Source organism: Acinetobacter sp. 1294243 (genome assembly GCF_000588015.1).
Classification (GTDB): domain Bacteria; phylum Pseudomonadota; class Gammaproteobacteria; order Pseudomonadales; family Moraxellaceae; genus Acinetobacter; species Acinetobacter pittii.
This window is the reverse complement of sequence record NZ_JFXG01000008.1, coordinates 71,075-89,337: the sequence shown is the minus strand read 5'-3', so window position 1 is coordinate 89,337 and position 18,263 is coordinate 71,075. Positions and strand designations below refer to the sequence as shown.

Sequence of the window (18,263 nt, the reverse complement as noted above, 5' to 3'; positions counted from 1 at the left end):
TGGTTGCTGAATAATAAAGACTACGGATTTATCAAATCTGAGTCTATGAAGGTATATAGGAAAAAAGATGTCAGATCTTTCATACGTAAACGAACATAGCGATGCATGGCAAACTTACTTGGCACAAATTGACCGTGTAGCGCCATATTTAGAACACTTAGCTGATTATATCGATACTTTAAAACGTCCTAAGCGTGCGCTTATTGTTGACGTGCCAATCGTGATGGATGACGGTTCGATCCAGCACTTTGAAGGTTACCGTGTACAACACAACTTGTCTCGTGGTCCAGGTAAAGGCGGTGTTCGTTACCATCCAAATGTTGATTTGAATGAAGTGATGGCGTTGTCTGCATGGATGACAATTAAAACTGCTGTTTTGAACTTGCCATTTGGTGGTGCAAAAGGTGGTATCCGTGTTGATCCACGTAAATTATCAACTCGTGAATTAGAGCGTTTGACTCGTCGTTATACGACTGAAATTGGTCATATTATTGGGCCTCAAAAAGATATTCCTGCTCCAGACGTTGGTACGAATGCCAATATCATGGGTTGGATGATGGATACTTATTCTACTAGCCAAGGTCACACGGTAACTGGTGTTGTAACTGGTAAACCAGTTCACTTAGGCGGTTCTTTAGGTCGTGTAAAAGCAACTGGTCGTGGCGTATTCGTTACAGGTCGTGAAGTAGCAGCAAAAATTAATTTACCAATTGAAGGCGCGAAAGTTGCTATTCAAGGTTTTGGTAACGTAGGTAGTGAAGCAGCTTTCTTATTTGTTGAATCAAAAGCGAAAGTTACACACGTTCAAGACCACACTGGCACAATTTTCAATGCTGATGGTATTGATCTTGAAGCATTACGTGATCACGTAAATGCAAATCAAGGTGTTGGTGGTTTTGCTGGTGCGCAATCAATTGCTGACGAAGATTTCTGGACAGCTGAAGTTGACATTATTGTTCCAGCTGCACTAGAAGGCCAAATCACTGTTGAACGTGCTCAAAAACTTAAAGCTAAGTTGATTTTAGAAGGCGCAAACGGCCCGACATATCCTAAAGCTGAAGACGTATTAGTTGAGCGTGGCATTGTTGTAGTTCCTGACGTGGTATGTAACGCCGGCGGTGTAACTGTAAGTTACTTCGAATGGGTTCAAGACATGGCGAGCTACTTCTGGAGCGAAGAAGAAATCAACGAGCGTTTAGACAAATTGATGGTTCAAGCTATGGAAGATGTTTGGAATACAGCAAACAGCAACGCTTGTACTTTACGTACAGCGGCTTACATCTTGGCATGTGAGCGTATTTTAAAAGCTCGTAAAGAACGCGGTATTTTCCCAGGCTAATCTGCGGAAATTACTTTTAGAAAAAGTGGTCTGAACAAATATAAAGGATGTTATAGGGTTTATTTGTTCAGTCCCTTTTTCTGAATTATTCAAATTTAAGTGTTATCGAATATATTAAATAAATACTGAGGTAAGCATGGAACAGCCAATTTCTGTAACTCGAAGCAACTTTAACGACTGGATGGTTCCAGTTTTTGCACCGGCAAATTTCATTCCGGTACGTGGCGAAGGTTCACGTATTTGGGATCAAGAAAATAAAGAATATATCGATTTTGCAGGCGGGATTGCAGTAAACGCATTAGGTCATGCGCATCCAGTGGCAGTAAATGCTTTAACAGAACAAGCAACAAAACTTTGGCACGTCGGTAACGGTTATACAAATGAACCCGTTCTACGCCTTGCTAAACAACTCACCGAAAATACATTTGCAGATAAGGTATTCTTCTGTAACTCAGGTGCAGAAGCAAATGAAGCAGCATTAAAACTTGCGCGTAAAGTTGGACTCGACAGCGGTGTTGCAGGTAAAAGTGGCATTGTGGCATTTAACAATGCTTTCCACGGCCGTACCTTATTTACCGTTTCGGCGGGGGGTCAACCTAAATATTCACAAGACTTTGCACCTCTTCCAAATGGTATCAACCATGTTGCCTTTAATGATTTAGAAGCTGCAAAAGCGGTCATTAATGAACAAACTTGTGCCGTGATTGTTGAGCCAATCCAAGGTGAAGGCGGTGTTATTCCTGCTGACATCGAATTTTTAAAAGGCTTAAGAGCACTGTGTGATGAGTTCGGTGCCTTACTTATTTTTGATGAAGTGCAAACTGGTGTTGGCCGTACAGGTGCACTTTATGCCTACATGAACTCTGGTGTTATTCCAGATGTGTTAACCACTGCAAAAGCACTAGGTGGTGGTTTTCCAGTCGGTGCAATGCTAACAACTGATAAATTTGCACCGCATTTTTCTGTCGGTACACATGGTACGACTTATGGTGGTAACCCGTTAGCGAGTGCGGTTGCTGGTGCAGTATTTGAGTTTATTAATACACCTGAAGTACTTGAAGGTGTAAAACATCGTCATCAATATTTCCTAGACGCATTAAATAAATTAAATACTGAATACCCGATTTTTGAAGAAATTCGTGGTCAAGGCTTACTCATTGGTTGCGTATTAAAAGCTGAGTATGCAGGGAAAGCGAAAGACATTACGACTTGGGCGGGCGAAGAAGGTTTGCTTGCTTTAATCGCGGGACCAAACGTGGTTCGTTTTACACCGTCTCTGATTATTCCTGAACAAGATATTGATGAAGGAATTGCTCGTTTAAAACGCGCATTGGCAAAGTTGGCTAAATAAAAAAAAGGAAAGCTAGCCATGATGATCGTCCGTCATGCCGAGTTTCGAGACCTTGAAGATATTTATAAATTAGCAGGTAAGTCGGGTGTAGGCCTGACTTCCTTGCCACAAAATATGGATACACTTTCGGCTCGAATTTCACGTACTCGCAATACTTTAAATGGCAATGTCCATAAAAGTGAACAAGGTTATTTGTTTGTTCTTGAAGATACAGAAGCTCAACGTGTTATTGGGTTAAGTGCAATCGAAGTTGCTGTAGGGCTCATTGAACCTTGGTACAACTTTCATGTTGGTACTCAAGTACACGCTTCAAAAGCATTAAATGTCTATAAGTCATTACCTACTTTATTTTTAAGTAATGACAGAACAGGTAGTAGCGAACTCTGTACACTATTTTTAGATCCAGAGCGTCGTGAAAACCAAAACGGTAAATTCTTATCGAAAATCCGTTTTATGTTTATCGCTGCCTTTAAGCAATATTTCGAGAAAAAGTTAATTGCTGAAATGCGTGGTTTCTCAGACGAAAATGGATGTTCTCCATTTTGGGATGCGATTGGTCACCATTTCTTTAATATGGATTTTTCAACAGCAGATTATTTAAGTGGAATTGGGCAAAAAGTGTTTATTGCAGAGCTTATGCCACGTTTCCCAGTCTATGTAGATCTCTTGCCAAAAGATGCGCAAGAGGTGATTGGAAAAATGCATCCACAAACTTTGCCTGCTTATCATGTGCTTGAGTCGGAAGGCTTACGCTATCAAGGATATGTCGATATTTTTGATGCTGGTCCAACCATTGAAGCCAATATTGATGAATTGCGAGCAGTAAAAGAAAGTCAGTTACTAAACGTCAAAATTACAAGTGAAGCTGTGGTCGGTAAGACCCAATATCTCATTGCCAATGATAATTATCATGACTATAAGGCAATGTTGTTAAAGCTCGATCTTGTTGATAACACAATAAATTTAACACATGAACAAGCTGAAAAACTCGGTGTACAAGAAGGTCACGTTGTTCGTGTGTTATCACTAAATCCAATGGAAGTATCCTGATGTCAAAATCTTTATTTATAAACGGTGTCTGGTTACAAGGCAGCGGCTCAACATTTGAAAAAACAAATCCTGTTGATAACCAAAATATATGGTCAGGTGCTGAAGCAACTGCTGCTGATGTAGAGCAAGCTTGTCAGGCAGCGCGTACTGCTTTTCCAGCTTGGGCGCGTTTACCACTTGCAGAGCGTGTAGCGATTGTTGAAAAATTTGCGGCTTTGCTTGAAGAAAATAAAAAGCATTTAGCAGAAGTGATTAGCCAAGAAACCAGTAAGCCATTTTGGGAAACGTTAACTGAAGTTCAATCAATGATTGGCAAAGTTGCGATTTCAATCCGTGCTTATCATCAGCGTACAGGTGAAAGCTCAACTGAAATGGCCGATGGCGTAGCATCTTTACGTCACCGTCCACATGGTGTGCTTGCAGTTTTCGGTCCATATAACTTCCCGGGCCATCTACCAAATGGGCATATTGTTCCTGCATTGCTTGCTGGCAACACAGTTGTATTTAAACCAAGCGAATTAACGCCTTGGACTGCTGAAGAAACTGTAAAACTTTGGCAACAAGCTGGTCTGCCAAATGGTGTGATGAATTTGGTTCAAGGTGGACGCACCACGGGTGAAGCATTAGCTGCTTCACATGAAATTGATGGTTTATTGTTTACCGGAAGTGCAAACACGGGTTATCACTTGCATAAGCAAATGGCAGGTGCACCTGAAAAAATTCTTGCGCTTGAAATGGGCGGCAATAATGCATTGATTATTGATGAAATTGTTGATGTCGATGCAGTAGTTAATCTTGCTATTCAATCTGCTTTTGTTTCGGCAGGTCAGCGTTGTACATGTGCGCGCCGCATCTTGGTAAAAAATGGTGCTGAAGGGGATGCATTTATTCAACGTTTTGTTGAGGTTGCTAAAAACCTAAAAGTTGGCCGTTGGAATGACGAACAACAACCATTTATGGGTGGGGTAATCTCGTCAGTTGCTGCAACAAACATGATGAATGCTCAGCAAAAATTACTTGAGCTGGGTGCAAAAAGTTTATTAGCCATGACACGTCCTCAAGAAGACAGCTCTCTACTTACTCCGGGTATTGTTGATGTCACAGGCGTGAAAGATATTCCGGATGAAGAATATTTTGGCCCGCTTACCACCATTCAACGTTATGACAGTTTTGATGAAGCATTAAAAATTGCTAACGCAACTCGTTTTGGCTTGTCAGTTGGTTTGGTTTCACCAAAACGTGAACTGTTTGATGACTTACTCATTGAAGCACGTGCAGGTATTGTGAATTGGAATAAGCCATTAACTGGTGCTTCAAGTGCCGCACCGTTTGGTGGTGTAGGGGCATCAGGTAATCACCGCGCGAGTGCTTTTTACGCTGCCGACTATTGTGCTTGGCCAATGGCATCACTTGAAAGTGGCAGCTTAACCTTACCAGAAAAATTATCTCCAGGGATTGTGTTGCCTTAAACACTAGGGAAAGAAAAAAATGAAAGGATATGAAGTAAATTTCGATGGTTTAGTGGGACCAACACATCACTACGCGGGTTTGTCGTTTGGTAATGAAGCATCGACAAAAAACCGTAATAATACCTCGAATCCAAAATTAGCAGCTAAACAAGGTTTGCTAAAGATGAAAGCTTTGGCTGACATGGGAATGAAACAAGGTGTACTTGCTCCGCATGAGCGTCCACATGTTCCAATGTTACGCCGTTTAGGTTTTACAGGTGATGACATTAGCGTTGTTGCTCAAGCAATGCGTCATTCACCTGAACTATTATCATCTTTAAGTTCAGCTTCTCCAATGTGGACTGCCAATGCGGCTACCGTTTCACCTTCGGCAGATAGTCAAGGTGAGCGTGTGCATTTCACAGCAGCGAACTTGAACAATAAGTTTCACCGTTCAATTGAAGCTGAAACTACAAGCCAAGTTTTACAAGCAATCTTTAAAAATGAACGCCACTTTGTACACCACGAAGCTTTACCACAAGTGGCGTTGTTTGGTGACGAAGGTGCAGCCAATCACAATCGTTTAGGTGGTGATTATGCTAAGCGCGGTATTCAGGTTTTTGTTTATGGTCAACAACATTTAAATAATGGCTTACCGGGACCAAAACGCTATCCAGCTCGTCAAACGCGTGAGGCAAGTGAAGCAATTGCACGTTTGCACCGTTTAGATGATGCACATACCGTTTTTGTTCAGCAAAATCCGGATGTAATTGATCAGGGCGTTTTCCATAATGATGTGATCGCGGTAAGTAACCAACAGGTTTTATTCCATCATCAACATGCCTTTTTAAATCAGGATCAGGCTTTTGCTGAAATTCGTCAAAAAATGGCAAGCATCGGTGAAGACTTTATTTCAATTGAAGTCCCTGAAAACCGTGTTACCGTTGACGATGCCGTAGCAACCTATTTATTTAATAGCCAAATTTTGACTCGTCCAGATGGTGGAATGACTATTGTTGTACCAGAAGAGTCTCGTCAAAATACAGCAGTGTGGGGCTATTTAAATGACATGATTCAAATGGGCACACCAATTGATGCTATTCAGGTATATGACTTACGTGAAAGTATGCGTAACGGTGGTGGTCCAGCTTGTCTACGTTTACGTGTAGCTTTAAACGAAACTGAGTTAAATGCCGTAAATCCAAAAGTTCTGATGAATGATCAGTTGTTTGGCACACTCAATCAATGGGTTGATAAACATTATCGTGATCGTTTAGCACAAGAAGATTTGGCTGATCCGCATTTGTTAATGGAAAGCCGTATGGCACTTGACGAACTGACCAAAATTTTAGGTTTAGGTTCAGTTTATCCTTTCCAAAAATAATGAGGAGGTGACATGCAAGATTTTCTAGCACTAACCTTACAAGGTGAGCAGCCTACAACTCGCGAAGGAAAACAAAATAATTTTTCTTGGCGCTGGTTGGGTGAAGGACTTCTTGAATGTACGCCAAACGCACAGTACGACAAAGCTGTCGTACTGTCAGCTGGAGTGCATGGTAATGAAACAGCACCAATTGAATTATTATCTCATCTTTGCACGGATTTATTTGCAGGGCGTTTAAACCTTGCTGTGAGGTTGCTGCTTGTATTGGGTAACCCTTATGCAATGCGTCAAGGCAAACGCTATGTGCATGACGATGTAAATCGAATGTTTTGTGGTGGATATAAAACTCTAGGCGTGTCTGAAGAATCAAAGCGTGCTGAAGTTTTAGAGCAAGTTGTCACAAATTTCTTTCAAGAAAGTGCAAGTGATGCTAAACGCTATCACTATGATTTACACACAGCAATTCGTGCTTCATTGTTACCAACGTTTGCTTTATTTCCATATCAAAAGCATGGCTATGATGCTGATTTAACAGCAAGTCTTGAAGCAGCCGATTTAGATGCTTTGGTTTATCACAATGCGGTAGGTAAAACGTTTACACATTTTACGAGTGAGAATTTTAAAGCGGCGAGCGCAACTTTAGAGTTAGGCAAAGCCTTGCCATTTGGACAAAATGACTTGAGCCAATTTGCTGCAATTGATGAAGTTATTCGTAATGTAGTTTCTGAGCAAGCCTTACCGCTACGCAATAAAACAAAAATTCGAGTCTTTAAAGTGTCTGATTCTTTAATTAAAAAAGATGAAGACTTCCAGATGAATTTATCTGCTGAAGCTCCGAATTTTTCGACTTTTACCAAAGGTGAAATCATTGCAACTCAACCTTCTGGTAATTATGTGGTTGAGCAAGATCAGGTCTGGATTTTATTTCCAAACCCAAATGTGAAGCTTGGTTTGCGTGCAGGCTTAGTTTTAACTGAAACGAGTTGAATACTTGATTTTGAGAAATAAAAAAGGGCAATTAATTGCCCTTTTTTATTTATAACGGATTAGTTATTACCGAAAAGACCTTTAATAAAAGATTTCTTTTCAGCTTTTTGTGTAGACGCTTGAGCGCCAGCATTTACATTTGCGTTTGTGTTAACTCCAACAGGACCAACATTAACACCAACATTTACACCAGTTTGAGCATTAATTGCATGTACTGGTTGAGCTGCATTTAACTTTGCTTGAGCATCTGCTTTTGTGTCAGCTACAAACTCTTTTTGCTCAGCTTGGTTTTGAGCTACACGAGTTTTTACAGCATCTACATGCGCTTGAGCATTAGCTTGTTTTTCAGCAGTAAATTCTTTTTGATCTGCTTGTTTTTCTGCAACTTTACCTTTTACAGCATCAACACCTGCTTTTGTATCAGCTTTCGCTTCAACTGCTAGGTTTTTAGTGCCGTTTGCAGCTTTAGTCGCTACATTTTTAGTTCCTGTTACTGCTTCGGTAGCAAAATGTTTTGTACCAGTTGCGGCTTTAGTTGCTACATTTTTAGTACCTGTCGCAGCTTCGGCAGCAAAATGTTTTGTACCATTTGCAGCTTTAGAAGAAAGTTCAGTCACTTTTCCTGTTGTTTTTTTTGTTGCTTTAACTGTAGTGTCAGCCGCTACATGACCAGCATGCTTCGCTGAGCTACCTACATTATGAGCAGTATTTTTGACTGTGTTGGCTACGCCACTAACAAGACCACCCGGTTGTACATTTACTTGAGCAGAAGCACCTGCATTAACACCCGCACTTTGTGCAAAAATAGAGGCAGAAGCAAGAACACTTGCAGTAACGATAGCTGTTTTCATCATTTTCATTGCGATATCCTTCAAAGAATATACCCTTTTAGTGAGGTATTTCATAAACGCAAACGAATCATAGCCAAGGGAATATAGTCTTGTGAACTGTCTTCATCAAAATGTTACAACAGTGTTACGTTGAGTAAACAGACTAGGGATAAATTGTGAAGATTAATAAAAATTAATAATAAAGTGAAAAAGAACATTTATTTGTTAGATATTCTAATTAAGCTCGCTTATCTTTCCTTTTTTAAAAAATATCCTTTAATTTTTTCTCTTTCGGTTTTTCTCGACTTGTCCTTTATATCTTTAAATGTGATGTGAATCTAATTATTTATTAGAGGAAACGGCATAATTATTGCTTATTATGAGAATAGAGTGTTTTTTTAGCACTTTTTTGAACCATATTCTGCCAGAAATATAAATGTATAGGGCAGAACTGTATTTTTGCTTATTCGGGAAAAAGTACTTTAGCTTTTCTCAGGTTGGTATATTTCATGAAATAGAAATTTCACATGAAATATATTTAAAGAAATAGCACTTTATTTCGAATAATCAAAAATAAAAATAGATATCTATAAACAAAAAAACAGAGATATGACAGATGAAAATTATTGCTTCCCTTCTTGTATTGGTCGGCTTGGTCGCCGTTGTTCTCTATCTTAAGCCAACAAGTGGTGCATCTGATGTGTTCAATTCTGCTTTACATGAGTCGAATTCGCCACAACCAGACACATCGTCCTTTCTTTCTAAACTTAAGGAGCCTACTCAACCTAAAAATCTATCTCAACATTCAACTTATCCTCAATCGGTATCAGCTGATACTGTTCCTTTTTATGACACAAAAAGTGATCTTTCTATTCAACCGATTGATCCAGAAAAAGATCCAGCAAATGAAATAAAAGCGAAATAAGCAAATTGTTAGTTGAAAAACTACGGAGAAAAATAATGCAAAGTAAAACGTTATTTCTATTAGGTCTATGTACGATATTAAGTACAACTGCATCCGCTCTTCCTTTAGATTCTCAAGGTGCTAAACAGCGGTTAAATCAAGCAGCAAAACAAAAAGTATTTCAGGGCAAAATCGATTTGGATGCCTTGGTCAATAATGATTCGAATGATTTAATCGTCGAATACAATATTCCTTCGGTGAGTGTGCCTTCCGGTTTAGAGCGGCGGAGTTATATTGCAACAAATAAAAAGAATATACAGGCAAGGTTTAACCGTGCTGGTGGTGTCCAAGTACTTCGGGACTACAATAATTTGCCTTTAGCTTTCTATCGAATTAGTAATCGCGAAGCTTTGGTGACTTTATTAAATGATCCAAATGTTAAAGCGGTTTATCCGAACCGTATTAACCAGACTACGACCAATGAAAGTTTACCTTTAATTAATCAACCACAAGCGAATACCAATGGTTTTACGGGTGAAGGCTCTAGTGTGGCAGTAATTGATACAGGTGTGAATTATCTTCATTCTGATTTTGGCTGTACGGCAGTAAATACACCATCAAGCACATGTCGAGTGATTTATTCATTTGATAGTGCACCAGATGATGGCGCTTTAGATGATGATGGGCATGGGAGTAATGTTTCAGGCATCGTATCTAAGGTTGCTACCAAAACCAAAATTATAGGTATTGATGTCTTTAGAAAAGTGAGATCCCAAGGTAAGTGGGTAAGCACAGCTTATGATAGTGATATCCTCGCAGGGATTAATTGGGCTGTAAATAATGCACAAACCTATAATATTAAAGCGGTGAATTTGAGCCTTGGCGTACCAGGTGTTAAATATACCTCGGAGTGTAGTGATAGCAGTTATGGAACTGCATTTGCTAATGCACGAGCTGCTGGTGTGGTGCCTGTAGTCGCTTCAGGCAATGATGCATTTTCAGATGGAATTTCATCTCCTGCCTGTGTTGCTGGTGCAGTAAGAGTAGGGGCTGTTTATGATAGTAATATTGGTGGTGTGTCATGGGGGAACCCAGTGAAATGTTCGGACCCAACCACAGCGGCAGATAAGGTAGCGTGCTTTAGTAATGGTGGTAGTCTTGTGACCTTATTAGCACCAGGAGCAATGATCACGGCGGGGGGTTATACCATGGGCGGGACATCTCAAGCGACACCACATGTGGCAGGTGCAATTGCTTTGTTACGAGCGAATAGCGTGAGTCCAACAGAAAGTATTGATCAAACCATCAGCCGTTTAAAAACGACAGGTAAACCAATTACTGATTCAAGAACGGGCTTGGTTTTCCCACGTATTGATTTACTGGCAGCAACAAATGGTTTAACCATTAATTAATAGCTTATTTATAATTTTTTAAATTAGGTCCAAGAAATTTTTAAATAGCTATAACCCGTTGCAAAGGGTAACTTCTGCAACGGGCTTTTTATGTAAAAAGTATTAATTACACTTTGCTAGATTCGCTGGATTAAAGTTGTTTTGGAGTTTCTTGAAATTATTCTGAATTTCTGGATCTTGAATATTAAATGTCGTTGAGCTTTTGGTTGTGGAGTTGGTTGCCTGATTTAATATGCCTGATTCATCAGGATACTGCATAGTCGATGAGGTCGCTGAAATCAGACCATTATTATTAAAAGTCCAGTGCTCAGTTACATGTCCCCCCCCTAAATAGCCAGTAAATTCAATCATACAAGCCTGTTTATCTTGTTTAATGAGTTTGGCTACATTACCTGTGGTAGAGGGATAAGCCTCGATATTCGTATCTTGTTCTAAAACTTGTGCTTGAGAATAAGATGAAGGAGGTGTAGAGGTCGCACATGCAGTTAATGCTAAGCAGCATAGTGTTGAAAAGAGGAGTTTTTGACTATTCATAAGGCAGATTCCTAGCTTTCTTATACTTAATGACATTATTTCTAGATGAATATCTGTGTTTATAAGCGCGCGAAGTTATCGCGCTATCCAAAAAATTAGTTAGCTGTTGTGCTCGATTTACTTAATTCACCTTGCTCAATTGGAATATTTTCACCATTTCGGCTACTGGTAATATTTTGTTTGGCTTGCTCTATTTTCTGTTCAGTAAATACTTTGGCTGTATCTGCTTTTTGTTGAACGACTTCTGCTTTTTCAGCAGTAAATTCTTTGGTGTTTTGCCATTTCTCACTAATTTTATTCGATGTCTTTTCAGAAGCACCTTGAATAGAGTTTCCTAAATTTTGTATGCCTTTGCCTGTTTTATACAACAGTACGCGCCCTAAGCTAGGATTGTCACCATAAGGTTGTGTTTTAGGTGTCGTTTCAACAACTTGTTGTGGCTGTGTTGTTTCTGCAAATAAGGTTGATGAAGCCAATATAGAACTTGCAACGCATAACACTTGTAAGGTTTTCATATGGATCAATCTCCCCAACCAGAATCAAAAGATGAAGTGGTGATCTTACTGTTAAAAATAAAGCTTGTACTGCAATGAGATAAAACCCATACGATTTGATTACGATAAATCATCATTTAATGGCGCTAAACCAATCATTGCAATGATTCATAAACTAAATTCAGTCTTAATCAATTCTATAAACATGTCTCTGGCTTTATGGTTGCTCACATTTTTGTGCCAGAAAAAGTGATTTTGCATAAAAGCAAGATATTCAAATTTATAACTTTGGATATGGGCCAAATTCTTATATTGCTCATAAATACTTTTAGGCACCAGAGCCACCCCTGAGCCTGCACTGACACAACCAATAATTGTGGCATAGCTAGTAATGCTGGTAATAGGAAGAGAGATATTCTTCAGTTTAAGCCATTCTTCAAGGGCTGCACGGTAAGGACAGCCTTCAGTCCACATAAAAATTTCTTTACCAATCAGGTCTTCTTGGCAATGAATCTCTCCCAAAGAGTGAGATGCAATTAAGACCATATCTTCTTGGTAAATACTGAGTTTATTGAGCATCGGAAAATCAATATTACCCGCGACAATTGCACCATCAAGTTTGTGCTGAGAAATATCGACTAATAACTGTTTCCATGTGCCTGTAATAATTTGAATGGAAACCTCTGGAAAACGTTGATGATATTTTGCAAGTAAATTGGGGAGGCGAGTTGTGGCAGAAGATTCAATCGCTCCAATTCTGAGTGGGCCAGAGGGCGGTGCATCAGGATGAATACCTCGTTTCGCTTCATCGCATAGCGCTAAAATTTTATGGCAATAATTAAGAAAGATCTCACCAGATGGAGTGAGTTTTAAAGCTTTAGCTTCACGATAAAACAAAGGTGCTCCAAGCTCTTCTTCGAGTTGTTTAATCCGTGTCGTAATGTTAGATGGTACACAATGCAGTTGCATTGATGCCTTAGCCATTGTTCCGCACTCAACCACGGTTTGGAACATTTTTAACTGAGCGATATCCATGTTTTATCATTCACTTTTAATGAATAGTTAACTCAATATAAGTTAATTTTATTCAACTATCCATGCGTATATGATGAAAGAGTTCCATTTCATTAGTGCAGATTTAACATGGCAATTTCTCTTGCTGCCGAAACCCAGCCTCCCGCATTTAAGCTCTATTTATGTATTGCTGTGACTGTCTTTTGTTGGGGCTATTCACCTATTGGCGTACATAGTGCCTTGCATTCATATACACCGCAGCACATTGCCTTGCTCCGCTTTTTGATCGCATCATTTTTTTTACTGCTTTTGGTCATGAAAAAAGGCATTCAACCTTTAAAGTGGAAAGATATTCCTGCGCTTGCTGTATTAGGATTTTTCTCTGTGACGCTGCATCATCTGCTTATCAATACAGGGCAGCAATATGTGACTGCGGTTGCCTCTAGTATTTTAAGCCAATCTATTCCGTTATTTACCTTTATTATTTCAGCTTTGCTTTTTAAGGAACAAATCAGTTTCAAACAATGGTTATGTATTTTATTGGGACTTTGCGGCGCCGTGTTGGTGGTCAGTGGAGATCATGGTTTTGGTGTACCTAGTCCTTATAGTTTATTGATTGTTTTAGCTGCAATTGCATGGGGTCTCTACTTTAATTTATATAAGAAATTTGCTTTAAATTATGATGCCTTGAGCATGATGTGCTACATCATTTGGTTCGGACCCCTTCCTTTACTTTTTTATAGTGCTCATTTGCCTAGTGAAATTTTACATGCCACTTGGCAAGCCAATATGTCGGTTATCTTATTGGGTATTTTCCCAAGTGCGATGGCTTATGTACTTTGGGGATATGTACTTAAAAATATGCCGTTAACGATTGCATCGAATTTTTTGTATTGCTCGCCTATTGTCGCAATGAGTTTGGCTGTGCTTTTCTTAAATGAAAAACCGTCAATAATGGTGCTGTTAGGTGGGGTGATTATTGTGGGGAGTTTGGTATGGATGAATTGGGGGAATAGGCGTACTATCGAATAAGCTATGTCATGCGCTACTTGCTTTAAGAGAATGAAATGATTGTTGTTACCTTGACCTATAAAAAACCGTTAGCCGAAGTTGATGCTGTATTGAAAGAACATATTGCATTTTTAGATCATTACTATGAGCAAAAGAAATTTCTGGCATCGGGGCGCCGAGAAAATAGAGTAGGTGGGGTAATTTTAGTTCTAAGCTCTTCGATTCAAGAAGCTGAAGAAATCATGAAAAATGATCCATTTTATATTCATGATGTGGCTGATTATGACTTTATGTGGTTTGAGCCATCGAAAAGTTTAGAAGAAATTAAAGATTTTGTTTGATTACATTAGAGAACTACTTAAATTTAAGTAGTTCTCTAATCTTTTTGGTTAATATTTATTATTGCTCAACAATATAAATACTATTTTCGAATACATCTCCTTTACTTGTTTTAACTACACCAACACATAAATTGTCAGAAGTTTGGATAAAAGAAACTAAGGATGTATCTGCATTAGTTTTACAGTTTTTTTGCTTATTCTCATCAAATGCTTTTAAATTTAATTGATGTTGTAAATCTAAAGTGAATACTTGGCTAAGAGCGCTAAATGCTTGATCTGCTTTTTTCATAAATAATAAATTATTTTGAGCTTCCCATTCAGATAAAGAAATACGATCCTTACTTACATAGTGATATAAGCGTTTTGTATCTGCATTATTGTCCGCTGCATTTTTAAATTGTGTTTTTAATCCAAAATTTACTTTTACAATTGGTTTTTCACGGAAAGAGAGACGTGAATAAGGCACAATTTTAATTTCAGATGCCTGATTTAAACTTAGAAGTTTGAGAGTAGGATCTGTTTTATTTTGGGTGAGAGAGTCAGTAATTTTTTGATGTATTAACTGGTCAAATTTAATAGGTTGATTGAGAGAGCTTTTTTCAATGGCTGAACTATTTGCATTTTTATCAATTGCCATTGCAACACCTACTCCGATAAGGCCAAACATTCCAGAAACTGGACTGGCTGAAGCACTACTTGCATCACCAACTAATATTTGGCTTTCCTTTACAAAGTAATCACCTGCACCTGATTCAGTCATTGAAGAAAGTTGTTCTGAAGAAACAGAAAGAGAGGTTTGTTTTCCCGCTGCTGGATATTGAATCGATTTGGTCGTTGCACATCCAGTAAATAGTAATGTTGATATGAGTAATAAATTTAAGTTTTTCATTGCAATGATACTTTGTTAAGTTTGGTAATTATTTGTTTTAGTTTATTGAATTGTGGATAAAAAGTGAAGGAAGTAAATAATTCTTATTTATTAATTGAATGTAAAATAATCATTTATAATTATATTGAATGAAATTCTTCAATAAAAAACCATGTTTCCAACTAGAGTGAAAACATGGTTTTTATTAAAGTCTAATTATACAAAAATTAATTTTTATATAATTTTAACCCTGCAAGACACTCACATCAGCTACAGCAGTAAACAAGTTACGCAACTGAGCTAATAAACGTAAACGGTTTGCTTTTAGGTCAGCATCATCTGCCATTACCATTACGCCATCAAAGAATGCATCAATTGGCGCGCGAAGTGCTGCAAGCTTAGAAAGGGCAGCAGTGTAATCTTTTGCTGCAAGTAATGGCTCAACCACAGGTGTCACTGCTTGAAGCTCAGCAAATAATGCTTTTTCAGCAGCTTCAACCAAGTTTGCTTCAACTACAGAACCTTCAGGTGTTGCTTCTTTGGCAAGAATGTTCGCAACACGTTTGTTTGCAGCAGCAAGCGCAGCAGCTTCAGGTAATGTGCGGAAGTGGTTAACAGCATTTACACGCTTATCAAAATCAAGTGGAGATTTCGGTGCGAGTGCTTGAACGGCTTGAAGTACGTCAACAGCAACGCCTTGGTCTTCGTACTTAGCACGGTAACGACCTTCCAAGAACGTAACAGCATCAGCACGGGTTTTGTCGTGGTCTTTAACGATATCGCCATAACCTTGCAGGGCAAGATTAACTAATTCTTCAATCGTTACATCTAATTCATTTTCAATGATTAAACGTAAGATACCAATTGCTGAACGGCGAAGAGCAAACGGGTCTTTAGAACCTGTAGGTGCTTGTCCAATACCAAAAATACCAACAAGTGTATCTAAACGGTCAGCAAGAGCAATCGTTGTACCTGTTTTAGTTTTAGGTAAAACATCACCCGCAAATTTTGGTAAATATTGCTCACCTAAAGCTTCTGAAACTTCAGTGTTTTCACCTTCAATACGTGCGTAGTAAGTACCCGCAATACCTTGAAGTTCTGGGAATTCACCAACAAGCTCGGAGGTTAAGTCGCATTTAGCAAGTAATGCAGCTTTTTCAGCATCTGCTGGGTTTGCACCAGTGATTGAAGATAATGCAACTGCAAGTTTTGCAATACGTGTTGATTTGTCCCAAAGCGTACCAAGCTGTGCTTGGAATACCATGTTTGCTAATTTTTCTTTACGAGATGCAAGCGGTTGCTTTTGATCTTGTAAGAAGAAGAATTCAGCATCAGACAAACGAGGACGAACAACTTTTTCGTTACCTTCAATAATTTGAGTCGGATCTTTAGACTCAATATTTGAAACAGTAATGAAGTAAGGCTGTAATTTACCTTCGCTATTGATCAAACAGAAATACTTCTGGTTGTCTTGCATTGTCGTAATAAGAGCTTCTTGAGGAACAGCTAAGTAGCGTTCTTCAAAAGTTGCACGTAAAGCCACAGGCCATTCAACCAAACTTGTGACTTCATCAAGTAAGTCACTTGGAACAATAGCGGTTGCGTTAACTTCATCAGCTAACTTTTTAACTTGTTCTTGAATGGTTGCTTGACGTTTTTCAAAGTTCGCAACAACGTAAGCTTTCTCTAAAGCAGCTAAATAGTCATTTGCATGCGCTAAAGTCACAGCTTCAGGTGCATGGAAACGGTGACCATAAGTCACATTGCCAGCTTTGTGATCTTGAATAGTGGCGTCAACAATTTGGTCATCTTTAAGTAAGAGAACCCATTTCACTGGACGTACAAATTCGGTACGGCTTGCAGCAGAACGCATACGCTTAGCAATTGGTAAATTGTCTAATGCAGTTTGTAAAATCTGTGGAAGTAAAGCATCAAGGCTTTGACCTTTCACATCTTTTAAATAGCAAACTTTTTCAACTTTACCTGCTTGGAAAGTAGAAAGCTGATCAACTGTAATGCCTTGACCACGCATAAAGCCTTCAAGTGCTTTAGTCGGTTTACCTTCTGCATCGTAAGCCGCTTGAACAGCAGGGCCGTCAAAACGTTTTTGAGTGTCCGCTTGAGCAGCATCGATATCAACAATTTTAAGCGCTAAACGACGTGGAGCTGCATAAGCTTCGATTGAGGCGAAGTTTAAGCCCGCATCTTTTAAGCCTTTTACCGTTTCTGCCTGTAATGCATCACGTAAAGTTTTTAAGCTTTTTGGTGGAAGTTCTTCACAGCCAAGTTCGAATAAAACAGTATGTTTGCTCATTAGTTTTTCTCCGCCTTTGCTGCTTCACTTTCAGCTTGTGCTTTTAGCTGTGCCAATACTTCATCACGCAAGTGTGGTTCTGCCATTGGGAAGCCAAGCTCTGCACGTGCTTGTACATAACTTTGTGCAATAGCACGCGCTAAAGTACGTACACGTAAAATGTAACGTTGACGCTCAGTCACAGAAATTGCGCCACGTGCATCTAGCAAGTTAAAGGTATGAGATGCTTTAACAACTTGCTCATAAGCAGGAAGAGAAAGTTTTGCTTCAATTAAACGGTTTGCTTCTGATTCGTAAAAATCAAACAGTTCAAATAGTTTCTCAACTGGAGCGTATTCAAAGTTATAAGTCGATTGCTCAACTTCATTTTGATGGAATACGTCGCCGTAAGTCACAGTACCAAATTGGCCTTTGGTCCAAACAAGGTCATAAACCGAGTCAACACCTTGAAGGTACATTGCAAGACGTTCTAAACCGTAAGTGATTTCGCCTGTTACTGGGTAACATTCAACACCACCAACTTGTTGGAAGTAAGTGAACTGAGTTACTTCCATACCGTTAAGCCAAACTTCCCAGCCTAAGCCCCAAGCACCTAGCGTTGGAGATTCCCAGTTGTCTTCTACGAAACGGATGTCGTGAGTAAGCGTATCAATCCCGATTGCTTTTAAAGAATCAAGATAAAGCTGTTGAATGTTGTCTGGGTTTGGCTTAAGTACCACTTGGAACTGGTAGTAGTGTTGCAAACGGTTCGGGTTTTCACCATAGCGGCCATCTTTTGGACGACGTGAAGGTTGAACATATGCAGCATTCCAAGTTTCAGGCCCTAAAGCACGTAAGAATGTTGCGGTGTGGAATGTTCCAGCGCCCATTTCCATGTCGTAAGGTTGTAATACGACGCAGCCTTGTTCGGCCCAATAGTTTTGTAGGGCAAGAATTAAGCCCTGAAATGTATCAATGTGCGAGATGGCGCGACTCATGTAGC

General features: G+C 39.2%; 17 protein-coding genes. 10 read left to right on the top strand and 7 right to left on the bottom strand.

Going from position 1 to position 18,263, the window contains the following annotated elements; genetic code table 11:
* Positions 1–67: 67 nt before the first annotated feature.
* From J655_RS15485 to astE, 6 genes are all read left to right on the top strand, one after another.
* Positions 68–1,339, top strand: a complete 1,272-nt coding sequence (locus tag J655_RS15485) for a Glu/Leu/Phe/Val family dehydrogenase (protein WP_005078412.1) — start codon at positions 68–70, stop codon at positions 1,337–1,339.
* Positions 1,340–1,475: 136 nt separating this feature from the next.
* On the top strand, positions 1,476–2,690 hold the full coding sequence (locus J655_RS15480; protein ID WP_005078409.1) for an aspartate aminotransferase family protein: 1,215 nt from the start codon (positions 1,476–1,478) through the stop codon (positions 2,688–2,690).
* A gap of 18 nt (positions 2,691–2,708) precedes the next feature.
* Complete coding sequence (gene astA, locus J655_RS15475) at positions 2,709–3,740, top strand: arginine N-succinyltransferase (protein WP_032052634.1); 1,032 nt, start codon at positions 2,709–2,711, stop codon at positions 3,738–3,740.
* Positions 3,740–5,209 carry a succinylglutamate-semialdehyde dehydrogenase gene (gene astD, locus J655_RS15470; RefSeq protein ID WP_032052633.1) on the top strand — a complete coding sequence of 490 codons (1,470 nt, stop codon included), beginning with the start codon at positions 3,740–3,742 and terminating at the stop codon, positions 5,207–5,209. Before astA ends, astD begins: the two co-directional genes overlap by 1 nt.
* Before the next feature lie 19 nt (positions 5,210–5,228).
* Positions 5,229–6,572, top strand: coding sequence for an N-succinylarginine dihydrolase (gene astB, locus J655_RS15465; RefSeq protein WP_032052632.1), 1,344 nt, complete (start codon positions 5,229–5,231; stop codon positions 6,570–6,572).
* A 12-nt stretch (positions 6,573–6,584) separates the two neighbouring features.
* A complete protein-coding gene (astE, locus tag J655_RS15460; protein ID WP_032052631.1) occupies positions 6,585–7,559 on the top strand; it encodes a succinylglutamate desuccinylase in 975 nt (324 codons plus the stop codon).
* Positions 7,560–7,618: 59 nt separating this feature from the next.
* Here the strand turns inward: astE and J655_RS15455 are convergent, their stop codons facing one another.
* Complete coding sequence (locus J655_RS15455; protein ID WP_032052630.1) at positions 7,619–8,419, bottom strand: hypothetical protein; 801 nt, start codon at positions 8,417–8,419, stop codon at positions 7,619–7,621.
* 586 nt (positions 8,420–9,005) lie between these two features.
* On the opposite strand from J655_RS15455, the gene J655_RS15450 reads away from it, so the two are divergent.
* Entirely contained in the window at positions 9,006–9,314 is a 309-nt protein-coding gene (locus J655_RS15450) for a hypothetical protein (RefSeq protein ID WP_017481693.1), read from the top strand.
* Between the two features lie 35 nt (positions 9,315–9,349).
* Complete coding sequence (locus tag J655_RS15445) at positions 9,350–10,705, top strand: S8 family peptidase (protein ID WP_017481692.1); 1,356 nt, start codon at positions 9,350–9,352, stop codon at positions 10,703–10,705.
* Positions 10,706–10,807: 102 nt separating this feature from the next.
* On the opposite strand, the gene J655_RS15440 is transcribed toward J655_RS15445, so the two are convergent.
* The 3 genes from J655_RS15440 to J655_RS15430 all read right to left on the bottom strand — a co-directional run bounded on the left by J655_RS15440 (position 10,808) and on the right by J655_RS15430 (position 12,768).
* On the bottom strand, positions 10,808–11,239 hold the full coding sequence (locus J655_RS15440) for a hypothetical protein (protein ID WP_032006466.1): 432 nt from the start codon (positions 11,237–11,239) through the stop codon (positions 10,808–10,810).
* Positions 11,240–11,334: 95 nt separating this feature from the next.
* Positions 11,335–11,754 (bottom strand): hypothetical protein, encoded by a 420-nt coding sequence (locus J655_RS15435; RefSeq protein WP_017481690.1) that lies wholly within the window; start codon positions 11,752–11,754, stop codon positions 11,335–11,337.
* A gap of 147 nt (positions 11,755–11,901) precedes the next feature.
* Complete coding sequence (locus tag J655_RS15430; RefSeq protein ID WP_032006468.1) at positions 11,902–12,768, bottom strand: LysR family transcriptional regulator; 867 nt, start codon at positions 12,766–12,768, stop codon at positions 11,902–11,904.
* Between the two features lie 108 nt (positions 12,769–12,876).
* Here J655_RS15430 and J655_RS15425 point away from each other — a divergent pair, with 108 nt between their 5' ends.
* Together J655_RS15425 and J655_RS15420 are read left to right on the top strand one after the other, a co-directional pair.
* Complete coding sequence (locus J655_RS15425) at positions 12,877–13,779, top strand: DMT family transporter (RefSeq protein ID WP_032052629.1); 903 nt, start codon at positions 12,877–12,879, stop codon at positions 13,777–13,779.
* Between the two features lie 35 nt (positions 13,780–13,814).
* Positions 13,815–14,099 (top strand): YciI family protein, encoded by a 285-nt coding sequence (locus tag J655_RS15420; protein ID WP_002116836.1) that lies wholly within the window; start codon positions 13,815–13,817, stop codon positions 14,097–14,099.
* A 58-nt stretch (positions 14,100–14,157) separates the two neighbouring features.
* On the opposite strand, the gene J655_RS15415 is transcribed toward J655_RS15420, so the two are convergent.
* The 3 genes from J655_RS15415 to glyQ all read right to left on the bottom strand — a co-directional run bounded on the left by J655_RS15415 (position 14,158) and on the right by glyQ (position 18,258).
* Complete coding sequence (locus J655_RS15415) at positions 14,158–14,988, bottom strand: hypothetical protein (RefSeq protein WP_032006469.1); 831 nt, start codon at positions 14,986–14,988, stop codon at positions 14,158–14,160.
* 223 nt (positions 14,989–15,211) lie between these two features.
* Positions 15,212–17,281 carry a glycine--tRNA ligase subunit beta gene (glyS, locus tag J655_RS15410; protein ID WP_017481687.1) on the bottom strand — a complete coding sequence of 690 codons (2,070 nt, stop codon included), beginning with the start codon at positions 17,279–17,281 and terminating at the stop codon, positions 15,212–15,214.
* On the bottom strand, positions 17,281–18,258 hold the full coding sequence (glyQ, locus tag J655_RS15405; RefSeq protein ID WP_002044989.1) for a glycine--tRNA ligase subunit alpha: 978 nt from the start codon (positions 18,256–18,258) through the stop codon (positions 17,281–17,283). Before glyQ ends, glyS begins: the two co-directional genes overlap by 1 nt.
* Positions 18,259–18,263: the final 5 nt, after the last annotated feature.

Excerpts from the sequence above, each read along its gene's own strand:
- J655_RS15485 (WP_005078412.1), top strand. The coding sequence starts at position 68 with ATGTCAGATCTTTCATACGTAAACGAACATAGCGATGCATGGCAAACT.
- astD (WP_032052633.1), top strand. The coding sequence starts at position 3,740 with ATGTCAAAATCTTTATTTATAAACGGTGTCTGGTTACAAGGCAGCGGC.
- J655_RS15480 (WP_005078409.1), top strand. The coding sequence starts at position 1,476 with ATGGAACAGCCAATTTCTGTAACTCGAAGCAACTTTAACGACTGGATG.
- J655_RS15425 (WP_032052629.1), top strand. The coding sequence starts at position 12,877 with ATGGCAATTTCTCTTGCTGCCGAAACCCAGCCTCCCGCATTTAAGCTC.
- J655_RS15415 (WP_032006469.1), bottom strand. The coding sequence starts at position 14,988 with ATGAAAAACTTAAATTTATTACTCATATCAACATTACTATTTACTGGA.
- J655_RS15445 (WP_017481692.1), top strand. The coding sequence starts at position 9,350 with ATGCAAAGTAAAACGTTATTTCTATTAGGTCTATGTACGATATTAAGT.
- J655_RS15420 (WP_002116836.1), top strand. The coding sequence starts at position 13,815 with ATGATTGTTGTTACCTTGACCTATAAAAAACCGTTAGCCGAAGTTGAT.
- J655_RS15435 (WP_017481690.1), bottom strand. The coding sequence starts at position 11,754 with ATGAAAACCTTACAAGTGTTATGCGTTGCAAGTTCTATATTGGCTTCA.
- J655_RS15455 (WP_032052630.1), bottom strand. The coding sequence starts at position 8,419 with ATGAAAATGATGAAAACAGCTATCGTTACTGCAAGTGTTCTTGCTTCT.
- glyS (WP_017481687.1), bottom strand. The coding sequence starts at position 17,281 with ATGAGCAAACATACTGTTTTATTCGAACTTGGCTGTGAAGAACTTCCA.
- J655_RS15430 (WP_032006468.1), bottom strand. The coding sequence starts at position 12,768 with ATGGATATCGCTCAGTTAAAAATGTTCCAAACCGTGGTTGAGTGCGGA.
- J655_RS15440 (WP_032006466.1), bottom strand. The coding sequence starts at position 11,239 with ATGAATAGTCAAAAACTCCTCTTTTCAACACTATGCTGCTTAGCATTA.
- glyQ (WP_002044989.1), bottom strand. The coding sequence starts at position 18,258 with ATGAGTCGCGCCATCTCGCACATTGATACATTTCAGGGCTTAATTCTT.
- astA (WP_032052634.1), top strand. The coding sequence starts at position 2,709 with ATGATGATCGTCCGTCATGCCGAGTTTCGAGACCTTGAAGATATTTAT.
- astE (WP_032052631.1), top strand. The coding sequence starts at position 6,585 with ATGCAAGATTTTCTAGCACTAACCTTACAAGGTGAGCAGCCTACAACT.
- astB (WP_032052632.1), top strand. The coding sequence starts at position 5,229 with ATGAAAGGATATGAAGTAAATTTCGATGGTTTAGTGGGACCAACACAT.
- J655_RS15450 (WP_017481693.1), top strand. The coding sequence starts at position 9,006 with ATGAAAATTATTGCTTCCCTTCTTGTATTGGTCGGCTTGGTCGCCGTT.